Genomic DNA, 23,260 nt, shown 5'->3' on the forward strand with positions numbered 1-23,260 from the left:
GCCGAAAAAGGAGGATCTGTTTTACTTTTTCGGTTTCACTGGGCCTATTAAGTCTATTTATTTTGAGGGTATAGCGAATATATGTTCGGGGTGAAGCCGGTGACTAATTCGTCCTGTGCCTGGAATAGTGCAATGATACTTTTTACGACCTCACCACATCGATGGGAGGACCATGCCAGTGACAGTATTGATGGCTGGCGCTCATGGTACACCTGTTTTTGTATCAGTTGCCCATTAGCAAGATACTGCTGGCAAATACTTAGCGGCAGGAATCCAATCCCCGTTCCTCGTAGTTGACATGCCAGTTTGCAACGCATGTCAGGGACAACAATTTCCTGTTGGCCAGCGAGCTTCCAGGCAATCCGTTTTGCTAAATGGCGTGCGGTGTCCTGCACGTTGATTGCTGGATATTGTCGCAACAACCCATCGGGCAGCGGTTGTGTTGCATTAGCGAGTGGATGGTGGGGGGCAATAGCAAATATCCAATCTATTTTACCGATTGGTAGCACATTAATTGTGTTTTCCAATGCTTCACTACCGTTAGCCCCGATCGCTAAATGGCAATCTTCATTCAGCAACGCATCCCACACTCCCATGAATACCTGACGAGATATATGGAATTGGGTAAAAGGGTACTGTGCTTTCAAATGACCTAGCAGGTCAGCGACCACGATAGGGTCGTACAGTAGATTGTTAATAACAATGTTCACCCGATGCTCTGCACCTTGGCTTATCTGGCGTAGTTCATCAGGCATTGAACCCAGCCAATCGTGCCACTGACGGCAACGTTCTAGCAAATATTCTCCGGCAGGTGTCAGGTTTACGCTGCGAGTAGTGCGGATAAACAGTTGCGTACCGATACTATCTTCTAACGTTTTTATGCGGTAGCTAATGGTCGCCGTTGTTTTATGTAGCTTTTCAGCCGCACGAGAAAAACTTTGACATTCAGCTACTTCGATAAATGAGCGGATAGTTTCTTGATCTAGCATGGACTTCCTCTTGTTTAATATAACTAGCAGCGTGTGAGCACGACATTCTGAATAGGTTTTTACCGTTAAAAAAACGAATCGTTTAAAAGTTGTTAACTGATTGTTTGCTTACTTGTCTTTTTTTCTTATCTTACCTATCTATTGATTTAATTGTATTTTATTTTATTCCCCTAAAGAAAATGTGCGTTTGATCTTGTCTTGGAAAATTTTTCCAAAAATTAACTAGAAAATATATTGTGGCTTGATTAAGGTATCTGCATTGAAGACAGAAATTGAATTGGCTCAGTCTGGTTGAGTAACTAAGAATTAAGAATGGGGTAAGCATGGAGTTAAGATTAGAACAACTGACGGCTGAAGCATTTGCACCTTATGGTGATGTGATACAGGTCGAAGGCAATGATTTTTTTCATATTAATAATGGTAAGACCGAACGATATCATGATTTGGCCAAAGTAGAAGTCACTGATGGACGGAGGGTATTGGTCAGTATTAATCGCTCACAACCCTGTGAGATGCCGCTGATCTTTTCCGTGTTAGAAAAACACCCACTGTCATCACAGGCTTTTATACCGATGAACGGGGAACGCTTTATTACTATTGTCGCACTAGGCGGAGATGAGATCCCACTCAATAGTCTGCGTGCTTTTATTACTAATGGGCGGCAAGGCGTGAGTTATCACTGTAATGTTTGGCATCATCCGTTATTTGCCTATGAAAAAGTAACTGATTTTCTAACGATAGATCGCGGTGGAGCAGATAACTGTATCGTTGGGCAATTACCTGAACCGTATCGGATTATATTTTAGGTTGTATCAGTTCTACTATCTGAGCGATATAACCAGATAATTGGGAATACAGGTTAATAACGCTAGTAGGAAATGTCTGACCATGATTATTATAAGGAGGATTAAATCGTAAGCTGCATGATGAAGGATGTTAGGAATGACTGAATTACGCAGAAAGGGCAGGCCGTTGCAAGCTGATACCAGTGCTACTAAAGGAGCACAAGCATTGGATCGGGGGCTTGAAATTTTGCAGTATCTGGCAATCTCGGGTGGTAGTGCGACCGTTTCCATCTTGTCTGACAAACTGGCGCTACCGCTTTCGACCACATTCAGGTTATTGAAGGTTCTTGAGAAGTCGGAGTTCGTATTTCAAGATCCGCAGCTTGGTTGGTGGCACATTGGCATTCAGTCTTTCACTGTCGGATCAGCTTATATGAATGACCTTGATGTGGTGTCAATAGCCGGGCCGTACATGCGACGCCTGATGCGCTTATCAGGTGAAACCGCTAATTTGGCGATCCGTAATAATATGGATGCAGTACTTATTCGGCAGTGCGAATGCCAGGCGATGGTGCGAATGTGTGCTCCACTAGGGAGTCGCCTACCACTGCATGCCTCCGGCGCTGGTAAGGCACTATTGTATCCGCTAGCGGAAGATGAACGGCTGGATCTTATTGTGAATGCGGGCTTGCAGTCTTATACGCCCAAAACGATTACTAGCCTGAATATGTTGGAAAAAGATCTGCTATTGGCGCGTGAGAATGGGTATACCGTTGATGATGAAGAGCACGCTTTAGGGCTGAACTGTGTCGCTTCAGCAATCTTTGATCGTAACAACGATGTGATTGCGGCCATTTCAATTTCAGGGCCAAGTTCGCGGATGAGTGAGGATAGATTTACGGAGTTAGGTGAGCTAGTACGCGATGTTGCTAACGACATCAGCGCTGCTCTTGGAGAGTCACGCAAGAAGGCTTAGTGCTACAGGCTCTCCGTTTTCCTCTTCCTACTCTGAAATCTGAAAAGTTGATGTAAAAGTCCCGTTTATTCAAACGGGATTTTTTAGATTTAATTTTAAGTTGGAAAATTTTTCCATAAAAATTGGAGAGTAAAAATGACGATTATGCGGGCCGTGGATGCAGCTATGTATGTTCTTGAGAAAGAAGGGGTAGATACTGCTTTTGGTGTGCCGGGTGCGGCAATTAATCCCTTCTACAACGCGATGCGAAAGCACGGGAAGATCAAACATTTCTTGGCTCGGCATGTGGAAGGGGCGTCTCATATGGCCGAAGGCTATACTCGCGCCAAAGCGGGTAATATAGGGGTATGTCTGGGGACGTCTGGCCCGGCGGGTACCGACATGATTACTGCCCTGTATTCCGCTTCTGCGGACTCCATTCCAATTCTCTGTATTACTGGCCAGGCACCGCGGGCAAGGCTCCATAAGGAAGATTTCCAGGCGGTGGATATAGAGTCTATTGCTAAGCCGGTGACTAAAATGGCGGTTACCGTACTGGAACCCGCACTGGTGCCACGTGTATTGCAACAAGCATTCCACTTGATGCGCTCAGGCCGCCCTGGTCCAGTGCTGGTGGACCTACCTTACGATGTACAGATGGCAGAGATTGAGTTTGATCCTGATACCTATGCCTCACTGCCGGCGTATAAACCTGCGGCAACTCAGGCCCAGATCGACAAAGCTCTGGATATGCTATGTGCTGCCAAGAAGCCGCTGATTATTGCGGGGGGGGGCATTCATAATGCCGACGCGGCTGATTTGCTCCAGCAATTAGCCGAAATCTGTAATGTTCCCGTGATCCCTACCCTGATGGGATGGGGAGCAATCCCAGATGATCACCCGTTGATGGCAGGTATGGCTGGCCTACAAACTTCTCACCGTTATGGCAATGCTAATTTATTAGATTCCGACTTGGTATTCGGTATTGGTAATCGCTGGGCAAATCGGCATACCGGCTCGGTGGATAAATACACTGAGGGTCGAAAAGTCATCCACATTGATATCGAACCGACGCAATTAGGCCGAGTGATTTGCCCGGATTTGGGGATCGTTTCTGATGCCAAAGTGGCGTTACAAATGTTGGTAGATAGTGCACGTAGGCGCTTTAGTCTGGGAACATTGCCAAATTGGGACGAATGGGGAGCGACGTGCTTGCACCGCAAAAAAACCATGCTGCGTAAGACTCACTTTGACAATGTGCCGGTTAAACCGCAACGGGTATACGAGGAGATGAATCGTATTTTTGGCCGGGATACTTGCTATGTCACGACCATTGGCCTGTCGCAAATTGCTGCGGCGCAAATGCTGCATGTGTTTAAACCACGGCATTGGATTAACGCCGGCCAAGCTGGGCCATTAGGCTGGACTATTCCTTCGGCTCTGGGTGTTTGTGCCGCAGATCCTCAACGCAAAGTTGTGGCGCTATCAGGCGATTACGATTTCCAATTCATGATCGAAGAATTGGCAGTGGGTGCTCAGTTTAAGCTGCCGTATATCCACGTATTGGTGAATAACGCTTACCTCGGATTAATTCGCCAATCACAACGTGGATTCGATATGGATTATTGCGTCCAGCTGTCATTTGAAAATATTAATAATCAAGAAATCGGTGAATATGGCGTCGATCACGTGAAAGTGGTTGAAGGTCTGGGTTGTAAAGCGATCCGTGTATTTAAGCCTGAAGATATCGCCCCGGCATTCGTACAAGCGCAGGAGTTAATGCGTCTACACCGTGTACCGGTTGTGGTTGAAATTATTCTTGAGCGTGTGACCAACATTTCAATGGGGACGGAGTTGGATAACGTCAATGAATTCGAACCTGTTGCTCAGACGCCTGAAGATGCGCCCACGGCAATTGCGCATTTTGATTACCGTTGAGGAGAAATACGATGCCTAAATTTTCGGCAAATTTATCTATGTTATTCAATGAAGTTGATTTTATTCAACGCTTCCGAGCTGCTCGCCAGCAAGGGTTTAGTGCTGTTGAGTATATGTTCCCCTATGGCTATGCCATCGATACGTTGCGTAATGAACTGGCGGAAAATCAGTTAGTGCAGGTACTTCATAATTTACCTGCCGGGAACTGGGAAGCCGGTGAACGTGGTATCGCTTGCTTGCCAGGAAGAGAGGCTGAATTCCGTGATGGTGTTGGGTTAGCGATCGAATATGCCAGAGCGCTCGGTTGTCAGCAAATAAACTGCTTGATTGGTAACCCTGATAGCCGGGTTGATGCAGACATAACGGATTCGCTGGTGGTAACTAACCTTAGCTATGCAGCTAAGGAAATGGCTAAAGAAAATATCCGTTTACTGGTTGAACCTATCAACAAGTATGACATGCCGGCGTTTTATTTAAAGAATACCCATCAAGCACTGGAGTTAATGACTCGTGTCGGCAGCCCGAATCTTTATTTGCAATATGATATTTACCATATGCAGCGCATGGAAGGGGAATTGATTCAAACCATGCAAAGATTACAGGACAAAATTGCCCATATTCAGGTTGCTGATAATCCAGGGCGTAATGAGCCGGGTACGGGTGAAATAAATTATGATGTTATTTTCAACGCACTGGACAACATGGGCTATAGCGGTTGGATCGGCTGTGAATATAAACCAGCCACAACAACGGTAGCGGGTTTGTCTTGGGTGAAAAAATATCAACACTGAGGGAGTTAACATGAAAGTAGGATTTATCGGTCTTGGCATTATGGGAACACCTATGGCGGAAAAATTGATCGCCGGTGGCCATCAGTTGTATGCCAATACCCTAAGTGAAGTGCCAGCGTCATTGTTGGATCAGGGTGCGATTCCCTGTGCTACACCCAAGCAAGTGGTCGATCAAGCTGAGATAATCTTCATTATGGTGCCAGATACGCCTCAAGTTGAAGAGGTATTATTTGGCCCTAACGGCTGCGCCGAAGGCCAGTTGAAGGGGAAGGTACTGGTGGACATGAGTTCGATTGCGCCATTAGAAACCAAAGCTTTTGCCCAACGAGTCAACACCCTTGGAGCCTCTTATCTGGATGCACCGGTTTCTGGTGGTGAGGTGGGCGCTCAGCAGGGTACCTTAACTATCATGGTTGGTGGTGATGAGGCGACTTTTGAACGTGTGAAGCCGCTGCTGATGCTGATGGGTAAAAACATTACCTTAGTTGGTGGTAATGGTGATGGTCAGACATGCAAAGTCGCTAATCAAATCATTGTTGCACTGACTATTGAAGCCGTTTCTGAGGCATTGGTTTTTGCTGCGAAAGCGGGGGCCGATCCGGCACGAGTGCGTGAGGCATTGATGGGGGGATTTGCTGCTTCGCGTATTTTGGAAGTACATGGCGAGCGAATGATTAAACGTACCTTTGCTCCCGGTTTTCGTATTTCTCTGCACCAAAAAGACCTGAATCTAGCGCTACAGGGAGCCAAAGCATTATCACTAAGCTTGCCGAATACTGCGACTTGTCAGGAGTTATTCAATTTGTGTGCTGCTAATGGTGCCAAGGATCTGGATCATTCTGCACTTGTACAAGCATTAGAACTGATGGCGAACCATAAAGTTGCGGGTTAATTAATATCTGACTCTTGCCTGGCACCAACCATATTGGTAAGGCAAGAGTCAGAATAAAGAATGGAGGATATATTAGATTAATTAATATTTTTTAAAAGTGAGTTATTGAAAGTATCGCCGTAATTGACATGCCAGACTCCTCTATCCTCTTGGCTGCATGTCAAAAGTAAATACAGTAGTGGAAAATAAAAAGCATTATTAATAACCAATATTTTTACTTTTCAAATCCGGCTGGGTACGCATGTCCCCTACATGATTTTATATGGCTATTAATAATAAATATTTACATAGCTTATTTAAAATGGATATTAAAAATGAATGATATAGAGGAAAATAAAAGGGAAGTATATCGCAGTAGAGGGTATCCAGAAGATCTGCTTCCTAAAACAAAAGATAAAAAGAACTGGCGGGCGTTTAATTATTTTACATTATGGATGGGATCGGTACATAACGTTCCTAATTACGTCGCGGTAGGCGGGTTCTTCATTCTTGGCCTCTCTACTGTGAGCATTATGGCTGCAATTATTTTAAGTGCATTGATAATTGCATTTGTTATGGTTATGAACGGCGCTGCGGGCTCAAAATATGGTATTCCATTCGCTATGATCCTGCGCGCTTCTTATGGTGTTCGTGGTGCATTATTCCCAGGAATATTGAGGGGGTGCGTGGCGGCTATTATGTGGTTTGGCCTGCAATGTTATGCCGGCTCTCTGGCCTTTCTGATCTTAATTGGCAAATTGTGGCCGGAATTCCTTACCTTAGGCGGGGATTTCAATATTCTAGGTTTGTCGCTACCAGGGCTGATTGCTTTCATTATCTTTTGGGCCGTCAATGTCGCGATTGGTTTGGGTGGTGGTAGTATTTTGAATAAGTTTACCGCCGTACTGAATCCCTGCATTTACATCGTCTTCGGCGGGATGGCGATATGGGCCATATCACTGGCAGGTTTCGATAATATTATCAGTTATGTCCCTGCGAACGTTGTGATGGCTGAGCACAGTGGTTTTATGTTCCTGGTGGTAATTAATGCGGTGGTAGCCGTTTGGGCTGCACCGGCAGTGAGTGCATCTGATTTCACACAGAATGCCAGCAGCTTCCGTCAACAGGCATTCGGGCAAACGGCCGGATTGGTCGTGGCTTATATCCTGTTTGCCGTGGCAAGCGTATGTATTCTGGCTGGAGCCAGTATTCACTATGGTGTGGATACCTGGAATGTGCTGGATATCGTGCAAAAATGGGACAGTCTTTTTGCTTCTGTGTTTGCTGTACTGGTGATATTAATGACGACAATCTCAACTAATGCTACAGGTAATATTATTCCAGCAGGTTATCAGATTGCGGCAATTGCACCTAAAAAACTGACCTATAAAAATGGCGTTATTATTGCCAGCCTGATTAGCCTTATTATTTGTCCGTGGAAATTAATGGAGAATCAGGAAAGTATTTATTTATTCCTGGATGTTATTGGCGGTATTCTTGGCCCTGTTATTGGTGTAATGATGGCGCATTATTTTGTTATTATGCGTCGGGATATCGATCTGGATACGCTGTATACCGAAGATGGAAATTATAAATATTACGATAATGGGTTCAATACTACAGCGTTTGTCGTGACATTGATTTCCGTCATTCTGTCTCTGGGCGGGAAGTTTATCCCACTGTTAGAACCATTATCACGCATTTCTTGGTTTGTTGGCGTTATTACTGCGTTCGTACTCTATGTTTTAATTAAACGCAGAACTATCGCCAATAAAACCGAATATGCCTGATGGAAATAACCGTTATTGTAAGTAAATGAAAATAATATCTTACCTTACCTAGGAGAATAACTATGTCTTTCGATATGATTATTAAAAACGGAACCGTAGTATTAGAAAATGAAGCATTAGTAACCGACATTGCTATTAAAGATGGCAAGATTGCGGCTATTGGCTCGGGGTTAACAGGGAGTCGCGACGTTGTTGACGCCAGCGGTATGGTCGTTGCACCAGGGATGATAGATGCTCACTCGCATATGTCTGAACCCGGTCGCACACATTGGGAAGGCTATGAAACGGGGACTCGCGCATCGGCCAAAGGTGGCATCACAACCATGGTCGAAATGCCGCTCAATCAGTTACCGGCGACAGTAGATCGCGCCACGATAGAAATGAAGTTTTCTGCCGCCGAAGGCAAGTTAACTATCGATGCCGCGCAGTTCGGTGGGTTAGTGTCCTATAACCTTGACCGTTTGCACGAACTGGATGAAGTGGGTGTTGTGGCGTTTAAATGTTTTGTGGCTACCTGTGGCGATCGCAGTGTCAGCAACGACTTTCGTGATGTGAACGACTTCGAATATTTCAGAGGATTACAAACACTGGCGAAGTTGGATCAACTGGTCGCGGTGCATGCAGAAAACGCATTGATCTGCGATGAACTCGGTAGGGAAGCCAAGGCTGCTGGCAAAGTAACGGCACATGATTATGTCGCATCACGGCCTGTATTCACTGAAGTAGAAGCCATTCGCCGCGTGTTGTATCTGGCAAAAGTAGCAGGTTGTCGTTTACATATTTGCCACATCAGTAGCCCGGAAGGGGTGGCAGAGGTTACTCGTGCTCGTCAGGAAGGCCAGCAGGTCACCTGTGAGTCTTGCCCTCACTACTTTGTATTGGATACTGACCAGTTCGAAAAAATTGGCACATTGGCGAAATGCTCACCGCCTATTCGTGATGCAGAAAATCAGCGCGGGCTATGGGATAAGCTCTTCAATGGCGAGATTGACTGTTTGGTCTCCGACCATTCACCGTGCCCGCCAGATATGAAAGCCGGTAACATTATGCAGGCATGGGGTGGTATTGCCGGATTGCAAAACTGTGTCGACATCATGTATGACGAAGCGGTGCAAAAACGCGGACTGCCATTAACCACTTTCGCCAAGCTGATGGCCACCAACGCGGCGGATATTTTCGGTCTGAAGCACAAAGGGCGTATTGCCCCAGGGAAAGATGCCGATCTGGTATTTATTCAGCCCAATAGCAGCTATACCCTGCAGGCAGAAGATCTTGAGTACCGTCATAAGGTCAGCCCTTACATTGGCCGTAAAATCAATGCACGAGTAGCGAAAACTATCTTACGCGGCAAAGTGATTTACGATATTGAAACCGGTGTATCGACGTCTCCTACCGGGAAATTTATTCTGAAACACCAGCAATAATCTCCCCGCTAATCGCCCCTAATATTTTGGGGGCGATTAGTTATGTCGTTTTATAAGGATAGTGTTTTCATGCGCTCAGATGAACGAGAACGTGGCCATTGGCTGTCTGGTTTTCAGTGGTTCTTCTTTATTTTTTGTAACACTGTAGTTGTACCACCTACATTGCAATCGGCTTTCAATTTATCACCTGAAACAACTTTCTGCATTACCCAGTACACCTTTATTGTTACCGCGATTGCCTGCCTGAGTCAGGCATTGTGGGGCCACCGGCGTGCAATTATGGAAGGTCCAACCGGGCTATGGTGGATAACTATTTTAACCCTAACATTGGGTGAGTCAGCTAACGGGACTTCGTTGGTAGAGATTGGTGGCAATCTGGCTGTGGGTATTATGATTTCAGGCGTGGTGACTATTATCATTGGTATCAGTGGATTAGGGCATCGTTTGGCCTCATGGTTTCGCCCCGGCGTGATGGCTGTGTTTATGTTTTTACTCGGCGCGCAACTGATTAATGTATTTATGAAAGGCATGCTAGGTATGCCATTTGGTATTTACAGCGGTCCCGTGACTATCAATCCCGCCACTTTTTCATTGGCGCTGGGGGTCATGATGCTGATGGTAGTGATGATCGTGTTACTCCCCCCCAAACTCGGCAAATATACCTTATTGATTGGCACCATGGTGGGTTGGGCACTGTATTTGCTGTTCTTTACACCTACAGTATTTATTCCTGATGGACAAGGCTGGCTGCTGTTTCCTCTTGGCGAACCCGGCAACCTACACCCAGGAATTATCATCACCACGGTACTGACCGGGGTGGTAAATATCTCCAATAATTTTGGTGCAATTCGCGGTACCGACCAATTCTATCCGAATGAGCAGTCAGAAACGGCGATGTATCGTCGTAGTTTTATCGTATCCGGGTTGATGACTATGGGCGCTGCACCCTTAGGAATTGTGCCATTTTCACCTTTTGTCTCGTCAATTGGTCTACTGACACAAACTCAGGACAGCCGCTTACGTTCTTTCATCATCGGTTGCCTGCTATTTCTGACGATGGGTTCATTTGCTTGGTTGACCCGCATTTTCTGTAGCATCCCATTGACTATCAGTAGCGCAGTCATGCTGGTGTCCTACTTACCACTACTCTATTCAGCCGTTCTGTTTATCAAACAGATGTCGCTGAATGCCAGAAACATATATCGCCTGGCTATTCCCTTATTTTTCGGTGTTTTCTTTATGAGTATACCGACCTCATTTCTTCAAGCTATGCCTGTCCTCATTCGTCCTTTAGTCAGCAATGGCTTGTTGATGGGCATCTTGATTGCATTGTTAGTGGAAAACTTGATTCCGTGGGATCGCATTAAATAACCTGATTAAGGATAAAAGATGAGAATTGTCATCGCGCCGGATTCGTTTAAAGAAAGTATGAGTGCTGAGCTGGCTGCTGCTGCCGTTGAGCGGGGGTTTCGCGAAGTTTTCCCTTTGGTCGAATGTTTGCGCCTGCCGATTGCCGATGGTGGTGAAGGAACTGTTGATGCCCTGATCGATGCTACTGGTGGTCACAAGGTATACGTACTGGTCACTGGGCCGTTAGGGCAAAAAGTGAACGCTTGCTACGGTGTGATCGGCGATGGGGATACCGCAGTGATCGAAATGGCGGCAGCCAGTGGGTTGATGTTGGTTCCTGCGGATAAGCGCAATCCGTTGCAAGCGACCAGTTATGGTACTGGTGAGCTGATACGTCATGCTCTGGATCAGGGGATCCGCCATATTATTTTGGGTATTGGTGGTAGTGCTACGGTCGATGGTGGCATTGGTATGGTGCAAGCATTGGGTGGACATTTCCAACATCGTGATGGCCATGAGTTGCCGTTCGGCGGTGGTGAAATGGCGCAACTGGTCGCAATCGATCTCCACAATTTAGATCCCCGTCTGGCGCAATGCCGATTGGAAGTGGCTTGTGATGTAGATAACCCCTTGGTTGGCTCGCGCGGTGCGGCGGCGGTATTTGGCCCGCAGAAAGGTGCAACACCGGAGATGGTGGCGCAGCTTGAGCAAGGGTTGAATCAATTGGCTGAAGTTATTAAAGCATCAATGGGCCAAGATATTCGGGCGCTGCCGGGCGGCGGTGCCGCTGGTGGTATGGGGATTGCGACAACGGTATTATTAAAAGGTGAATTGAAACCGGGGATTGATATCATCATGGATGCGGTGCAACTAAGGTCGGCATTTGCCACCGCAGACTTGGTTATCACGGGTGAAGGGCGTATGGACAGTCAAACGGCGGGGGGGAAAGCGCCCACCGGGGTTGCGATGTTGGCTAAAGAGTTCCAACTGCCCGTAATCGCACTTGCCGGGGTGCTGGGGGAGGGGGTGGAAGCAGTATATGAGCAGGGTATTGATGCGGTGTTCAGTATTTTGCCACGGTTGGACTCTTTAGACCGTGTACTGGCCCAAGGAGAAGTAAATCTGCAACAATGTGCGCGCAATGTTGCCCAGGCCATTAAAATTGGTCAAAAGTTAGTCAATTAAATAAGTGAAAAGGCCACGCATTTTGGCGTGGCCCACTGATGACATCAAACTTCCACTTATTATATTTCTACGTCGCGGTTACAGTCTTTTGAATAAATATAGCTAAACTCTTCTTTGCCAACGGCATAACCGGCTTGCGGTACATAAGCTGCCATAAAGATGTAATCCCCTTGCTTCACAGGTACCCAGGTATTATCCAGGTTATACACCCCCGCACCGCTGAGAATATAGGCTCCATGCTCTTGTACATGGGTTTCGATATAGCCATGGCTAGCCCCTGGCTTGAACGACAGAATATGCATGTTCATATCAAAACCGATATCTTTTGGTAGCAAATCCTGCAAGATGACGTCGTCCATACCTTCGTAGTGGATCTTTTCCAGATTATTAATGTTATCGCACACAACATGTGCCTGGTAACCATCAATGCGTTGATAGCGACGTTTATAGAGAAAAACTTTACTGCTCTTGCCAGCATTATTATTCGCCAACCGTAACATTACCCCTGCTGGGCAATAGAGATAGCCACCTTGAGTAAGTTCATGTGCCGTGGTATCAGCACTGGCGGTGACACCGCCCTCGATTACATAGACAAAGGTTTCGACCTCATCACCACCAAAACCCTGCTTGTTACCACCGTCATGATGCAGAGTCACCAGATAATCGACAAAACTGGCCCCGAGTTTTGGCGTTGAAAGAATAGTAATATCACAATTGTCAAAACCCGGAATAATATTGCGTACCAAACCCTCTGGCGGGATCAGTGCATAATTATCACGCTTGATAATGGAGCGGGACGAAAGAATATCAGCCGGATAGCCAATCTGGTTAGTAAAGTAGCCCACGGTCATTCTCCTGATTTAACTTTATATAAGGGTGTGCGCCGAACATCGGCGACACCGACTTGCTCAGTGCCAGTCCGGCTGTTCCAGATAGGCTAATTGATAAAGGGTATGCGCCAGAATTTTAACGCCTTCGCATAAATCGCTGGTGGCAGTTCGTTCTGCTGGATTATGGCTAATACCGTCGATGCTTGGCACGAATAGCATTACGGTTGGTACTTGTGGTGCGAAAATTTGCGAGTCATGACCGGCACCGCTGTGCATCAGCCGGGCATTAAACTGATGTGTTTTACACAGTTGTGTCACCCCATTGACTAATGTAGGGTCCATGGGAATAGGGGCTTCATCCATCCACAAATCAATTTCAGCTTTAATACTCATCTCATCACAGATACGGTATATATCGGCTTCCAACTGATGGGTGAAACGTTGTAGTACCTGACTGTCGGTGTGGCGGCAATCGATAGTAAATTGTGTCATTCCCGGTACGACGTTAACAGTGTTCGGTCTAGGGGTGACTTTACCAAAGGTCAGTACGAGCGGATCACCTTCTGCACGGGCCTTAGCGAGAGATTCACAGCAAATACGGCTGAATGCTTCCACGGTGTCTTTACGATAACTCATCGGCGTGGTGCCCGCGTGGTTGGCTTCGCCGATCAGAGTGACATCATAGCGACGTTGACCGACAATGCTGGTGACCACGCCAATAGTTTGGCCTTCAGTTTCTAATACTTTCCCTTGCTCGATATGTAGCTCGACAAAAGCAGCGATGTCACGGCGCGGTGGCTGGCATTCATCCGTGACTGTAAAGCCAGCATCATGCATGGCATCAATAAAATTGATCCCATTGGCATCGCTAAGGGTAGCCACGTCAGTTTTTTTTGCCTGTCCGAGCACATTCTTGCTGCCCCAGAATACATAGGGGAAGCGGCTGCCTTCTTCTTCTGCCAGTGAAATGACTTCCAGGGTACGCAAAGGTTTGCCGTAAGTGGCGTGCAGATAATTAATGGCGATAAATGCTGCTTCAATGCCCCACTGACCATCAAGATTACCGCCATTCACCACGGTATCTATATGCGAGCCGGACATAATGATTTCATCGGGGTATTTGCTTCCTTTAAGCTGGCCGGAGAGATTACCGATACCGTCAAAATGGGCAGTAAGTCCGGCGGTCTCAAATGCAGTTTTTAATGCTTTCTGGGCGGCTACCCACTCAGGGCTGTAAAGTAAGCGCGTCATGCCACCACTGGGGTCAGCACCAAATGCGGATAACCATTGTGATGAAGCCGTTATTTCTTGTTCAAACCGTTTCATTTTTCGTGGTTCCATAAAATAAATGCTTGGTAAGCTGCTCAGGAAATAATTATTTTTTAAGTCAATAATTATTAGCTAAGATTAGCTGGCAAAGGGACTTTTATTATCATAAGAACGCTGATAGATATCGGAAGAAATAAGGTATTGATAAATTTCATCTACAATATCGATACCATTTTTTTCACTTAATAACTCACGGTTACGACTGTTTTGACCTGGATAACAAACCTGTTTAACACCTGGAGCCGGTGTGATTGCATTCAGTTCCTGCATCACCTGGCTGATATTTTTACGGAATACAGCTTCATCGGTAAAATAAGCAGGGTTAAGCACAATATGTAATTGCCCTAATTCTCTGCCTTTGCTGAGATCGTGATACATAGAGCTGACATGTTTACCAAACGGTAGCCCCAACAGCACGCCGGAAAGAATATCCACCATCATCATCAAACCATACCCTTTTGGCCCTGCGATCGGCAATAGCCCGCTAACGGCAAAGGGGTCAGTGGTATTTTTGCCTTCTTTGTCTACCGCCCAAGTATCAGGGATAGGGACATTACGCGAACGCGCATCTAGCACTTTACCCCAAGCCTGTACCGTGGTTGCCATATCGAAGGTTACGATGTCCTCACCCTCAGCGGGAGCCGCAAAGGCGATAGGATTGGTGCCATAATAGACTTCAGCACCACCATAAGGGACGACCATTGGATCTGATTGACATAATGAAATACCAATCATGCCCGCGTGTGCTGCCTGCTGCACAAAATAGGATAATGCACCGCTGTGACCGATACGGCGGACACCCACGACGGCTACGCCAGCAGACTTCGCCATTTCAATGGCATGATCCATGCTCATTTTAGCCGCAACGTGGCCCGCACCATTGTCACCATCAAAGACTGCGCTGCAAGGGCCTGTTGGTGTGAAGGTGAAATTAGGGTGGTTGTTGATCCCACCTTTACTGATGCGCTCAGCGTAGTATTCCACTCGTACCGCACCGTGGGAGTGAATCCCCCTGGCATCGGCGTGTGCTAACACATCGGCGACAATTGCAGCATGGTCTTGACTCAATCCAGCAGCATGAATTTTATTTTGTATAAGTTGATTCAGTTGTGCTTTTGAAACTTTCATACTCAGTCCTTTTGTTACACGGTTTCTACCCTGAGTTTTTCATCTTGTCGCTGACCGTCATGAGAAATTCCTTGGGCATATAAAAACCACCTCTGATAACTAATGTATAAACCCATTAATTAAATAATGTGATCCAGACGGGGTTTGTTTTATTGAATTAAATATTTATTAAATCGACTAATTATTATTAGAAAAATTAAAAAGAAGTATGATGTTATTTAATCTAATTACCATGGTATTGAATGGTAATTTCTAATAATGGAAAAGTGTGACTTTACTCACCATTACACCATTTTTTTATTTGTACTTTAGTCTCAATGATCATGTCTGGCATTTTATTGGAATATTTACTGACCTGTTATTTTTAATAAAAATCAGATGCAGTGTAAAGGAATAAAACTATGGTTCATGCATTTATTAAAAAAGGAAGTTTTCAGGATTCTGTCAGCCTGATGCTTATTTCCCGCAAGCTCAGTGAGTCACCTGGCGTAGATGAAATCTCTGTCATGATGGGTACTCCTGCCAACAAATCGTTACTGGAGGTCACCGGATTTTGGCACCCACAATTTGGAGAGGCAACGCCTAACGATATCTGTGTTGCTATTAAGGCTGATTCTGCCGATCCAGCGATCACCACAGAAATCAGTGAATTATTGGAGGCGGCGCTAAAAACTATCGCCTTGGGACATCATAGCGGCAAAAAATTGCATAAGGCGCGTAGTTGGCGTACTGCGCAAGCAAAACTGCCAGATGCGAACCTGGTACTGATTTCTATTGCGGGTGAATACGCCGCAGCGCTAGCGGATGATGCATTAGATGCTGGTTGCAATGTGATGATGTTTTCAGACAACGTCAGTGTAGAGCAAGAGTTGGCTCTGAAAACCAAGGCCAGCCATAACGGATTAATTGTTATGGGGCCAGATTGTGGTACTGCCAATATTGCGGGTGCCCCTTTGGCGTTTGCCAACAAGGTACCGAAGGGTGTTATCGGCATTATTGGGGCTTCGGGGACGGGCATTCAGGAGCTGACATCGCAAATTACACTTGCGGGTCAGGGGATTTCTCATGCCTTTGGTTTAGGGGGGCGTGATCTCACCGCAGAAATTGGCGGCATCAGTGCACTGACAGCGTTGCGAATACTGGGGGCGGATCCCAATAGCCTGGTATTAGCTTTTGTCTCTAAACCACCTGCACCACAAGTACGCCAGCGGGTAATTGCTGAAATGAAACTCCTCGCAAAACCGGTCGTGGCGTTATTCCTTGGAACAAAAGCGCCAGTCAGCCGGGACGGAAATATCTATTTCGCCGACACCCTTGATGAAGCGGCGCGCTTGGCTGCCATGCTGGGGTATGTGCAGCAGATGGCAGCTCTACAACCCTCGGTCTGTGGTGGCAGTATTGTTGGCTTATATGCCGGTGGCACGCTTGCAGCAGAGTGCGCGATGTTGCTCGCCGAACGACTGGGAGTCACGCTGGATAACCATCACCCTAATGGCCTGATGTTGGCTATCGATGGTCATAAAATCATTGATATGGGCGACGATTTCTACACCCAAGGCAAACCGCACCCAATGATCGATCCCACCACCCGTAATCAGGAAATTGCCCGTTTGGCGGATCAACCGCAGGTCAGCGTACTGCTGCTTGACGTGGTGATTGGTTTTGGCGCGCAAGAAGATCCCGCCTTGTCACTGGTTCAGGAAGTTAAGCGGCTCCGGGAAAAACGTGGTGATGCGCATCCATTGGCTGTGATTGCAACTGTTACTGGTACTGAACAGGACCCACAACAACGTTCTAAGCAGATCGAAACGCTGGTTGCTGCTGACATTGCCGTAATGCCAACACTGCCCGCCGCCGTGATGTTGGCGTACCAATTGGTTACACCTCAACCGATGTTGGAAGTGTTGCCGGAGCCTGCGTTGCTTGCCGGCGTCTCGGTAATTAACGCGGGTTTGCGCAGCTTTGCCGATGATTTGCAAACCAACGAGATTCCAGTCGTGCATTACCAGTGGGGGCCGGTTGCGGGTGGTAATCAGAAATTGGCTAACATACTGAAAAAATTAAAATAAGGGAATGATATGTACACAACAATTGAGCAAGCCAACGCAGCGGTTATCGCTAGGATCCGTGAAGCACGTCCACATTGGCAAAGTGTTGAACTCGCTAAAGATTTGATCCCGCAACTGGCGCAAGGCCGCAAACTGTTGCACGCCGGCCCACCGGTAACCTGGCAAGAAATGAGTGGGCCTGTTCGCGGTGCATGCATTGGCGCTTGTCTATTTGAACAGTGGGCACAGAACGAAGAGCAAGCCTTAGCGTTGCTGGAAAATAATGAAATTGAATTTATCCCTTGTCATAACGTCAGTGCGGTAGGCCCGATGGGTGGCATTACCTCAGCCACCATGCCAATGGTGGTGGTCAATAATAAGGTGCATGGCAACTATGCCTACTGCAACTTGAATGAGGGTATCGGTAAGGTTATGCGTTTTGGCGCATATGGTGCGGATGTGCAGGAACGTTTGCGTTGGATGCGGGATTCATTGGCACCGGTACTGAAAGAGGTATTAGCAGGTGTTGATGGGGGGATAGATCTTACCGCCATCATGGCGCAGGCCATCAGCATGGGTGATGAATTCCACCAACGTAATATTGCCGCTTCAGCATTACTGATGCGGCTGCTGGCACCAAAAATTAGTTTACTCAACCACGACAAAGCTGAGTTAACCAAGGTGCTGCAATTCCTCAGTATCACGGATCAGTTCTTCCTCAACCTGGCAATGGCCTATTGTAAAGCCGCCATGGATGCCGGGGCTGAAATTCAACAAGGAACCATCGTAACGGTGATGACCCGCAATGGCAGTAACTTTGGGGTGAAAATCAGCGGGATGGGCGATCAATGGTTTACGGCGCCAGTAAATACCCCTGAAGGCTTATTCTTCTCTGGCTTTAGTCAGGCGGATGCTAACCCAGATATTGGGGATAGTGCGATCACTGAAACCTTTGGCATAGGTGGCGCTGCAATGGTGGCAGCACCTGGTGTCACGCGCTTTGTCGGCGCGCAAGGGGGGATGAGTGCAGCAACGGATATCTCTGAGGAAATGGCGGAAATCTATTTAGAACGCAACATGATGTTGCAGATCCCAACCTGGGATTTCCAGGGGGCTTGTATTGGGTTGGATGCTCGCCGGGTTGTCGAAACAGGTATTACCCCCTTAATCAATACCGGCATAGCTCACCGTGAAGCCGGGGTGGGGCAGATTGGTGCGGGAACTGTTCGTGCTCCTTTGGGGTGCTTTGAGAAGGCGATTACAGCATTAGCAGCCAAGCTGGGTCTCAGTGATTAACCGCGACAGCAACTCACCAGGTTAATACCCATACGTGCATGGAGGTTTTATGGATATTTACGCACTAGCCGTTAGCCACCATGCCAGCCTGGATTATGGCCGGTTACTCTGTGTTGGGCGCTTTAATAACGCGATAAATTTCCTGACACAGAACGGCCAGTTGCTGACTTTGCATCGTGCGGGGTTAGGTCTGAGCCCGATGGGGTGGGAAATCGCCAGTGATGATTTTGACCATATCACCGATAGATTGCTTCTCATTGATGAATGTCAGTTCAGTCCTATTGGGATTGCGTTAGGTGATCTATGCATACAGCGACACAACCAATTTCTCAATCTGGAATTAGCGATTCATGGTGAGATTAAACTGCCACTGCTGCGGGCGGTGTTAAGTCCGCTCGCGGCAGAGACGGGGCTGTTCGGTCAACTGGGTGATTTAGTTAGCAAGCCGACTGGTGATGAGGTTCGGGAGTTGGAGCAATTTTTCTACCGTTGGCTACGGGGGGAAGTGGTGGACTGGGGCAAAGTGCTGGGTAAAGGGCCCGGTCTGACACCGAGTAATGACGACACGCTATTGGGGATGTTACTGGTTGCTCATCTCGATCACCGGATTGATATAGCACAACTACCACCATTCTTTGCACACGATACTGAAATATATGCACTGACCACGACGGTCAGTGCAAGTTATCTGCAATATGCCGAACGCGGTATTTTCGCAACCCCGTTGCAAGTATTGGCTCAGGGATTATTGGATCCGCAGCATTTACCGCGAGCGGTGCATGGGCTGTTACAGATTGGACATTTCTCCGGGGCAGATACCTTATTGGGAGTATGGCTAGGGGCAAGGGCCATAACTGCTTACCACTGCTGTTCTGACATTTAACATTATGGTGTCGCTATGCTGAATCAGGCATTCAGTAGGGCTACCTTTTACTTTTGGACGGGAATTAACATGGAAACCTTAGTGATTGCTTTAGGCGGTAATGCCTTGTTGCAGCGTGGTGCGGTCTTATCTGCTGAGAACCAGTACAAAAGCATTGCATTAATTGCCGATGCTATTGGTAAGTTGGCAAAGAAATACCGTATTGCGGTTGTACACGGCAATGGCCCGCAGGTCGGATTGCTGGCGTTACAGAATCTAGCTTATCGCGATGTACCGCCATATCCATTGGATATTCTGGTGGCCGAAAGCCAAGGTATGATTGGTTATATGCTGGCTCAACAGTTGGCTGCGTTTCATCCGGCCCAGCCTGTAACCACCTTATTGACACGGATACAGGTGGATGGCAACGATCCGGCCTATAAAGAACCAAGTAAATTTATCGGTCCAATATACGCACCAGAGCAAAAGCAAGAGTTAGAGCAGAAATATGGCTGGGTTATGAAGTTAGACGGTAGCCATTTGCGTCGCGTAGTACCGTCACCAGAGCCGAAAAGAATTATCGATATTGAAGCTATCCATCTTTTGTTGAGTAAAAATCATATCGTCATTTGTAACGGAGGGGGCGGTATCCCTATGGTGGCTGATGATAATGGGCTGGTAGGCAGTGAGGCTGTAATAGATAAAGATTTATCATGTGCGCTATTAGCGGAAGTGTTAAATGCTGATCATCTGGTTGTCCTCACTGATGCAGATGCGATTTATCAAAATTGGGGAACACCACAACAAAGTGCGATTCGCTCTGCAACAACGGAAGAACTGGCACCGATGGCCGTGGCAGACGGTGCTATGGGACCTAAAATCATGGCGGTCAGTCGCTTTGTCAACCGTTCTGGTAAAGTGGCCCATATTGGCGGATTAAAAGATATTGATGCAGTACTTGCCGGGACGGCGGGAACGTTAGTTACACGGTAGAGACCAGGCTACTGCGTGACGTCGTATTGAACATCACTTGCGGCTGCCCCTAGGGCACACTTTCCCCGTTTGGGGCAGTTAAGAGTGAACTTCCACTAATAATCTACTATTTCCGAGCCGCTGATAATATTTTGTTGGCGACATGCAACTATTTATACCAATAACGGTGAGTTGATTAACCCTGTAACCATCACTGCCTTTGGTACAAAAGATGCCGTGTTTTTCCACCGTGCAGTAAATTTTTCCTTGCTGGAGGTCGTGCCACGCCATATCAAGCGTGAAGGGAATATTGAATCAGTGCCGACCTTATTATGCTATTAAAGCGCTTTTTTACGGTGTTTCACCATTATTTCAGTGAGTGTTTGTGCTGTTTATCTCATGTAAAAGCTAAGTCTGTAGAGTAAGAAAATAAAATAACCATGATAACAATATAAAAATCTACATTTAAGCTAAATAAATGCTCGAATATACTTTCTTTAAAACCTTGTTATCATTATGTCATCCTGATTTAGCCAAGGTGTCGTAGCCAATACCGGTTTATCTCATCTTTTTTTGTTCAGGGGCGCAACAGCATTAGCGCCGCATACCGATATTCAGTAAAAATAGAGTTTTCTATGACCGTATGACCGAGGTAACTGACAGTGATTTTATCCTCTGCCGATAACAACCGCGTTTTTTGGGGGCGGGAATTCTATATTTAATCGCTCGATTTAAATCAGTATGCACATATCAATAATAAATTAATTATCGTTATTTATATTTGATTTATCTGTATTAACGCTCCCTTTATTTAATAGTGGGGGGGCATTTATCTGTGGTTAAAACAACCCCACGGCCCGATTGCAGGGGCAAGATGAACAGCAACAAGGCCGCTCTTATCGGCTGCGTTATGCCAAAAGCCTGTTGAGCACCGGCACCGCTGTGGATTTGGCGGCCTACCGGTATTCGACCCGCCACTATTATAGTTTCTCGGATTTCAACAATCTGGGGTATGAACTCAATGACAGTCAGGTGCCCTGGGCTTTAGAGCGTCAGCGTTCCAATTTTCAGATGCGCGTCAGCCAGCAACTGGGGGCTTTGTATCTGTCAGCCTCCCTCCGTTTTTTAGTGCTACTGCCCGTGCGCTGCCAAATATTGCACTTTTGGCAGCGTTCGGAACAGATACATGATGAGTATTTTTGCGCTAATACTTTGCATCAAACCAAAGTATTTCATCGGATCTTTATGGCGCAACCACGTTAACAATATTTTTATTATTTCCATTGTAAGTGGAGTCATCATGAGTATTAAAAATAACAAAAAGTAGTCATGTTTTTTATGGCAGCATCCAATTTTAGTGATGAGCGCAAATTGGGTATGCTTTAACATCCCTGGTTAATATTTAACCGCGAATGTCATCATGATTTGTGTCAATAAAAAATTACACATTAAAAATGTAATATTCTGTATGAATCTTCCGATTACATTTAATGATGATATATTTTGTTATATTGTCAATGGGTATTTTTTTATTATTGTTGATTATAAAAAAATAATATCAACATACAGATTTAAATTTCCACGCCACCCACTCACTTATTCCTTTCTAGATTTTTAGTCTTTAAATTTATCATAATTTAGTTTTTAATCTCGATATTTTGTGTTGTTAACGGCTAATTCGCATAATTCGCGCACTAAAAAATGATTTCAGGCTATTTTGTAAATATTTTTTTTCTTGTACGATTCGTTACAAGTTAGGTGTGTGATTTAGCGTTTATGAGGGAGGCGAAATAACGTGGAATAACAGGTCTATCTATTGACACTTGTTCTTAATAGCTCATTTATCCTTGCGGTGATTATTATTTCAGATGTGAAGTCAATAACTTCATTTCGTCCATTAAATACGGCTGGGATTAATCCCTCGGTTTCTATGGTGAAATTTACTTTGATTAATTAATTTACGGGTTATTTCCTTGGGTGGCGATATGTTTAATTGCACGATAGCGATGATAGAAGATTATTTTCGGTGGGGCATATTTATTTTGCCCGAAGAAATCCTGGCTAAATACCTATTTAAGTCGACGGTTATTTTCACTAATAAATTGAATGAAAAAATCACCAGTGATCAGCAGCGGTCCGCCATGAATAAGTCGGAGGTGCGCAGTAATGTGGCGCTTTTCCCTTAAGTCTATTGATATTCGCAAGGGAATGCGAACTGACGGTGCCGTCAGTCCATCTCCCCCGATGATGAAGAGCAGAGATACGGAGGTTAGTGGGTTTCTGGTGGGGGAGGAGGTGTTGGTGAATGTTCACCACCGTGTTTTGCAGCGCCTCGCTCACGGTGTTGATCGCCAGAGCCAGGCCCACACCGTGAGGCTGGGTGCCACAGAAATGCGGTTACTGGCGTACCTGTTGCTGCATGCCAACGGCAAGGTGGCTACCTATAACAAGATACTGACCACGGTCTGGGTGCATGCCGGGCTGGTGCCGTCTTATCCGCGGCTGTGCCGGGTCATGCAAGGGGTGAATAGCAAATTGTCGCAGTTGGGGTTGTCGAACACGTTTATTCACACGGTCAGAAATCAGGGCTGCTGCATTGAAGGTTACGTTATTACCCCTGTGCACGGTGACATTAAAGGGCCGTTATTCTCGGTGAACACCGGCCGGATGGACGTTGAATTATAACGCAAAGATTAGCAATAACTCCCGCTATCGGG

General features: G+C 46.3%; 19 protein-coding genes. 15 read left to right on the forward strand and 4 right to left on the reverse strand.

Annotation, left to right across the window (positions count from 1 at the left end; all coding sequences use genetic code 11):
* Positions 1-53: 53 nt before the first annotated feature.
* Positions 54-989, reverse strand: coding sequence for an HTH-type transcriptional activator AllS (gene allS / locus EL015_RS08665; protein ID WP_005184526.1), 936 nt, complete (start codon positions 987-989; stop codon positions 54-56).
* Between the two features lie 323 nt (positions 990-1,312).
* Between allS and EL015_RS08670 the strand changes: the two genes are divergently transcribed.
* The 9 genes from EL015_RS08670 (at position 1,313) to EL015_RS08710 (ending at position 12,078) form a co-directional block, all read left to right on the forward strand.
* On the forward strand, positions 1,313-1,795 hold the full coding sequence (locus EL015_RS08670; RefSeq protein ID WP_005184525.1) for an ureidoglycolate lyase: 483 nt from the start codon (positions 1,313-1,315) through the stop codon (positions 1,793-1,795).
* A 136-nt stretch (positions 1,796-1,931) separates the two neighbouring features.
* A complete protein-coding gene (gene allR, locus EL015_RS08675) occupies positions 1,932-2,750 on the forward strand; it encodes an HTH-type transcriptional repressor AllR (protein ID WP_032906130.1) in 819 nt (272 codons plus the stop codon).
* Positions 2,751-2,885: 135 nt separating this feature from the next.
* Positions 2,886-4,667, forward strand: coding sequence for a glyoxylate carboligase (gene gcl / locus EL015_RS08680; protein WP_032906128.1), 1,782 nt, complete (start codon positions 2,886-2,888; stop codon positions 4,665-4,667).
* A gap of 11 nt (positions 4,668-4,678) precedes the next feature.
* Positions 4,679-5,458: a hydroxypyruvate isomerase gene (gene hyi / locus EL015_RS08685; protein WP_032906126.1), complete on the forward strand. Its 780-nt coding sequence runs from the start codon at positions 4,679-4,681 to the stop codon at positions 5,456-5,458.
* A gap of 10 nt (positions 5,459-5,468) precedes the next feature.
* Positions 5,469-6,350, forward strand: a complete 882-nt coding sequence (gene glxR / locus EL015_RS08690) for a 2-hydroxy-3-oxopropionate reductase (RefSeq protein WP_005184521.1) — start codon at positions 5,469-5,471, stop codon at positions 6,348-6,350.
* 314 nt (positions 6,351-6,664) lie between these two features.
* Positions 6,665-8,119 (forward strand): allantoin transporter, encoded by a 1,455-nt coding sequence (locus tag EL015_RS08695; RefSeq protein WP_005184520.1) that lies wholly within the window; start codon positions 6,665-6,667, stop codon positions 8,117-8,119.
* Positions 8,120-8,181: 62 nt separating this feature from the next.
* The gene (gene allB, locus EL015_RS08700; protein ID WP_005184519.1) at positions 8,182-9,543 is read left to right on the forward strand and encodes an allantoinase AllB; all 1,362 of its coding nucleotides are present in this window, start codon (positions 8,182-8,184) and stop codon (positions 9,541-9,543) included.
* A 69-nt stretch (positions 9,544-9,612) separates the two neighbouring features.
* Positions 9,613-10,914 carry a uracil/xanthine transporter gene (locus EL015_RS08705; RefSeq protein ID WP_005184517.1) on the forward strand — a complete coding sequence of 434 codons (1,302 nt, stop codon included), beginning with the start codon at positions 9,613-9,615 and terminating at the stop codon, positions 10,912-10,914.
* A gap of 18 nt (positions 10,915-10,932) precedes the next feature.
* On the forward strand, positions 10,933-12,078 hold the full coding sequence (locus EL015_RS08710) for a glycerate kinase (RefSeq protein ID WP_005184515.1): 1,146 nt from the start codon (positions 10,933-10,935) through the stop codon (positions 12,076-12,078).
* 59 nt (positions 12,079-12,137) lie between these two features.
* Here EL015_RS08710 and allE read toward each other — a convergent pair whose 3' ends face one another.
* The 3 genes from allE to allD form a co-directional block, all read right to left on the reverse strand.
* Complete coding sequence (allE, locus tag EL015_RS08715; protein WP_032906195.1) at positions 12,138-12,923, reverse strand: (S)-ureidoglycine aminohydrolase; 786 nt, start codon at positions 12,921-12,923, stop codon at positions 12,138-12,140.
* Positions 12,924-12,986: 63 nt separating this feature from the next.
* Complete coding sequence (allC, locus tag EL015_RS08720; RefSeq protein WP_032906122.1) at positions 12,987-14,234, reverse strand: allantoate deiminase; 1,248 nt, start codon at positions 14,232-14,234, stop codon at positions 12,987-12,989.
* Positions 14,235-14,315: 81 nt separating this feature from the next.
* A complete protein-coding gene (gene allD, locus EL015_RS08725; RefSeq protein ID WP_005184502.1) occupies positions 14,316-15,365 on the reverse strand; it encodes an ureidoglycolate dehydrogenase in 1,050 nt (349 codons plus the stop codon).
* Positions 15,366-15,766: 401 nt separating this feature from the next.
* Here allD and fdrA point away from each other — a divergent pair, with 401 nt between their 5' ends.
* The 6 genes from fdrA to EL015_RS08755 all read left to right on the forward strand — a co-directional run bounded on the left by fdrA (position 15,767) and on the right by EL015_RS08755 (position 23,228).
* Positions 15,767-17,434, forward strand: a complete 1,668-nt coding sequence (gene fdrA / locus EL015_RS08730) for an acyl-CoA synthetase FdrA (RefSeq protein WP_005184500.1) — start codon at positions 15,767-15,769, stop codon at positions 17,432-17,434.
* Positions 17,435-17,443: 9 nt separating this feature from the next.
* Positions 17,444-18,709 carry a YlbE family protein gene (locus tag EL015_RS08735; RefSeq protein WP_005184499.1) on the forward strand — a complete coding sequence of 422 codons (1,266 nt, stop codon included), beginning with the start codon at positions 17,444-17,446 and terminating at the stop codon, positions 18,707-18,709.
* Between the two features lie 49 nt (positions 18,710-18,758).
* Positions 18,759-19,592: an oxamate carbamoyltransferase subunit AllH family protein gene (locus EL015_RS08740; RefSeq protein WP_005184497.1), complete on the forward strand. Its 834-nt coding sequence runs from the start codon at positions 18,759-18,761 to the stop codon at positions 19,590-19,592.
* 69 nt (positions 19,593-19,661) lie between these two features.
* A complete protein-coding gene (locus tag EL015_RS08745; RefSeq protein WP_005184494.1) occupies positions 19,662-20,564 on the forward strand; it encodes a carbamate kinase in 903 nt (300 codons plus the stop codon).
* 840 nt (positions 20,565-21,404) lie between these two features.
* Positions 21,405-21,806: a fimbria/pilus outer membrane usher protein gene (locus EL015_RS08750; RefSeq protein ID WP_126286782.1), complete on the forward strand. Its 402-nt coding sequence runs from the start codon at positions 21,405-21,407 to the stop codon at positions 21,804-21,806.
* A gap of 1,038 nt (positions 21,807-22,844) precedes the next feature.
* Positions 22,845-23,228 carry a winged helix-turn-helix domain-containing protein gene (locus tag EL015_RS08755; protein WP_158505865.1) on the forward strand — a complete coding sequence of 128 codons (384 nt, stop codon included), beginning with the start codon at positions 22,845-22,847 and terminating at the stop codon, positions 23,226-23,228.
* Positions 23,229-23,260: the final 32 nt, after the last annotated feature.

Origin of the sequence: Yersinia intermedia (assembly GCF_900635455.1) — a bacterium.
Taxonomy (GTDB): Bacteria; Pseudomonadota; Gammaproteobacteria; order Enterobacterales; family Enterobacteriaceae; genus Yersinia; species Yersinia intermedia.

Excerpts from the sequence above, each read along its gene's own strand:
- allS (WP_005184526.1), bottom strand. The coding sequence starts at position 989 with ATGCTAGATCAAGAAACTATCCGCTCATTTATCGAAGTAGCTGAATGT.
- EL015_RS08670 (WP_005184525.1), top strand. The coding sequence starts at position 1,313 with ATGGAGTTAAGATTAGAACAACTGACGGCTGAAGCATTTGCACCTTAT.
- allR (WP_032906130.1), top strand. The coding sequence starts at position 1,932 with ATGACTGAATTACGCAGAAAGGGCAGGCCGTTGCAAGCTGATACCAGT.
- gcl (WP_032906128.1), top strand. The coding sequence starts at position 2,886 with ATGACGATTATGCGGGCCGTGGATGCAGCTATGTATGTTCTTGAGAAA.
- hyi (WP_032906126.1), top strand. The coding sequence starts at position 4,679 with ATGCCTAAATTTTCGGCAAATTTATCTATGTTATTCAATGAAGTTGAT.
- glxR (WP_005184521.1), top strand. The coding sequence starts at position 5,469 with ATGAAAGTAGGATTTATCGGTCTTGGCATTATGGGAACACCTATGGCG.
- EL015_RS08695 (WP_005184520.1), top strand. The coding sequence starts at position 6,665 with ATGAATGATATAGAGGAAAATAAAAGGGAAGTATATCGCAGTAGAGGG.
- allB (WP_005184519.1), top strand. The coding sequence starts at position 8,182 with ATGTCTTTCGATATGATTATTAAAAACGGAACCGTAGTATTAGAAAAT.
- EL015_RS08705 (WP_005184517.1), top strand. The coding sequence starts at position 9,613 with ATGCGCTCAGATGAACGAGAACGTGGCCATTGGCTGTCTGGTTTTCAG.
- EL015_RS08710 (WP_005184515.1), top strand. The coding sequence starts at position 10,933 with ATGAGAATTGTCATCGCGCCGGATTCGTTTAAAGAAAGTATGAGTGCT.
- allC (WP_032906122.1), bottom strand. The coding sequence starts at position 14,234 with ATGAAACGGTTTGAACAAGAAATAACGGCTTCATCACAATGGTTATCC.
- allD (WP_005184502.1), bottom strand. The coding sequence starts at position 15,365 with ATGAAAGTTTCAAAAGCACAACTGAATCAACTTATACAAAATAAAATT.
- fdrA (WP_005184500.1), top strand. The coding sequence starts at position 15,767 with ATGGTTCATGCATTTATTAAAAAAGGAAGTTTTCAGGATTCTGTCAGC.
- EL015_RS08735 (WP_005184499.1), top strand. The coding sequence starts at position 17,444 with ATGTACACAACAATTGAGCAAGCCAACGCAGCGGTTATCGCTAGGATC.
- EL015_RS08740 (WP_005184497.1), top strand. The coding sequence starts at position 18,759 with ATGGATATTTACGCACTAGCCGTTAGCCACCATGCCAGCCTGGATTAT.
- EL015_RS08745 (WP_005184494.1), top strand. The coding sequence starts at position 19,662 with ATGGAAACCTTAGTGATTGCTTTAGGCGGTAATGCCTTGTTGCAGCGT.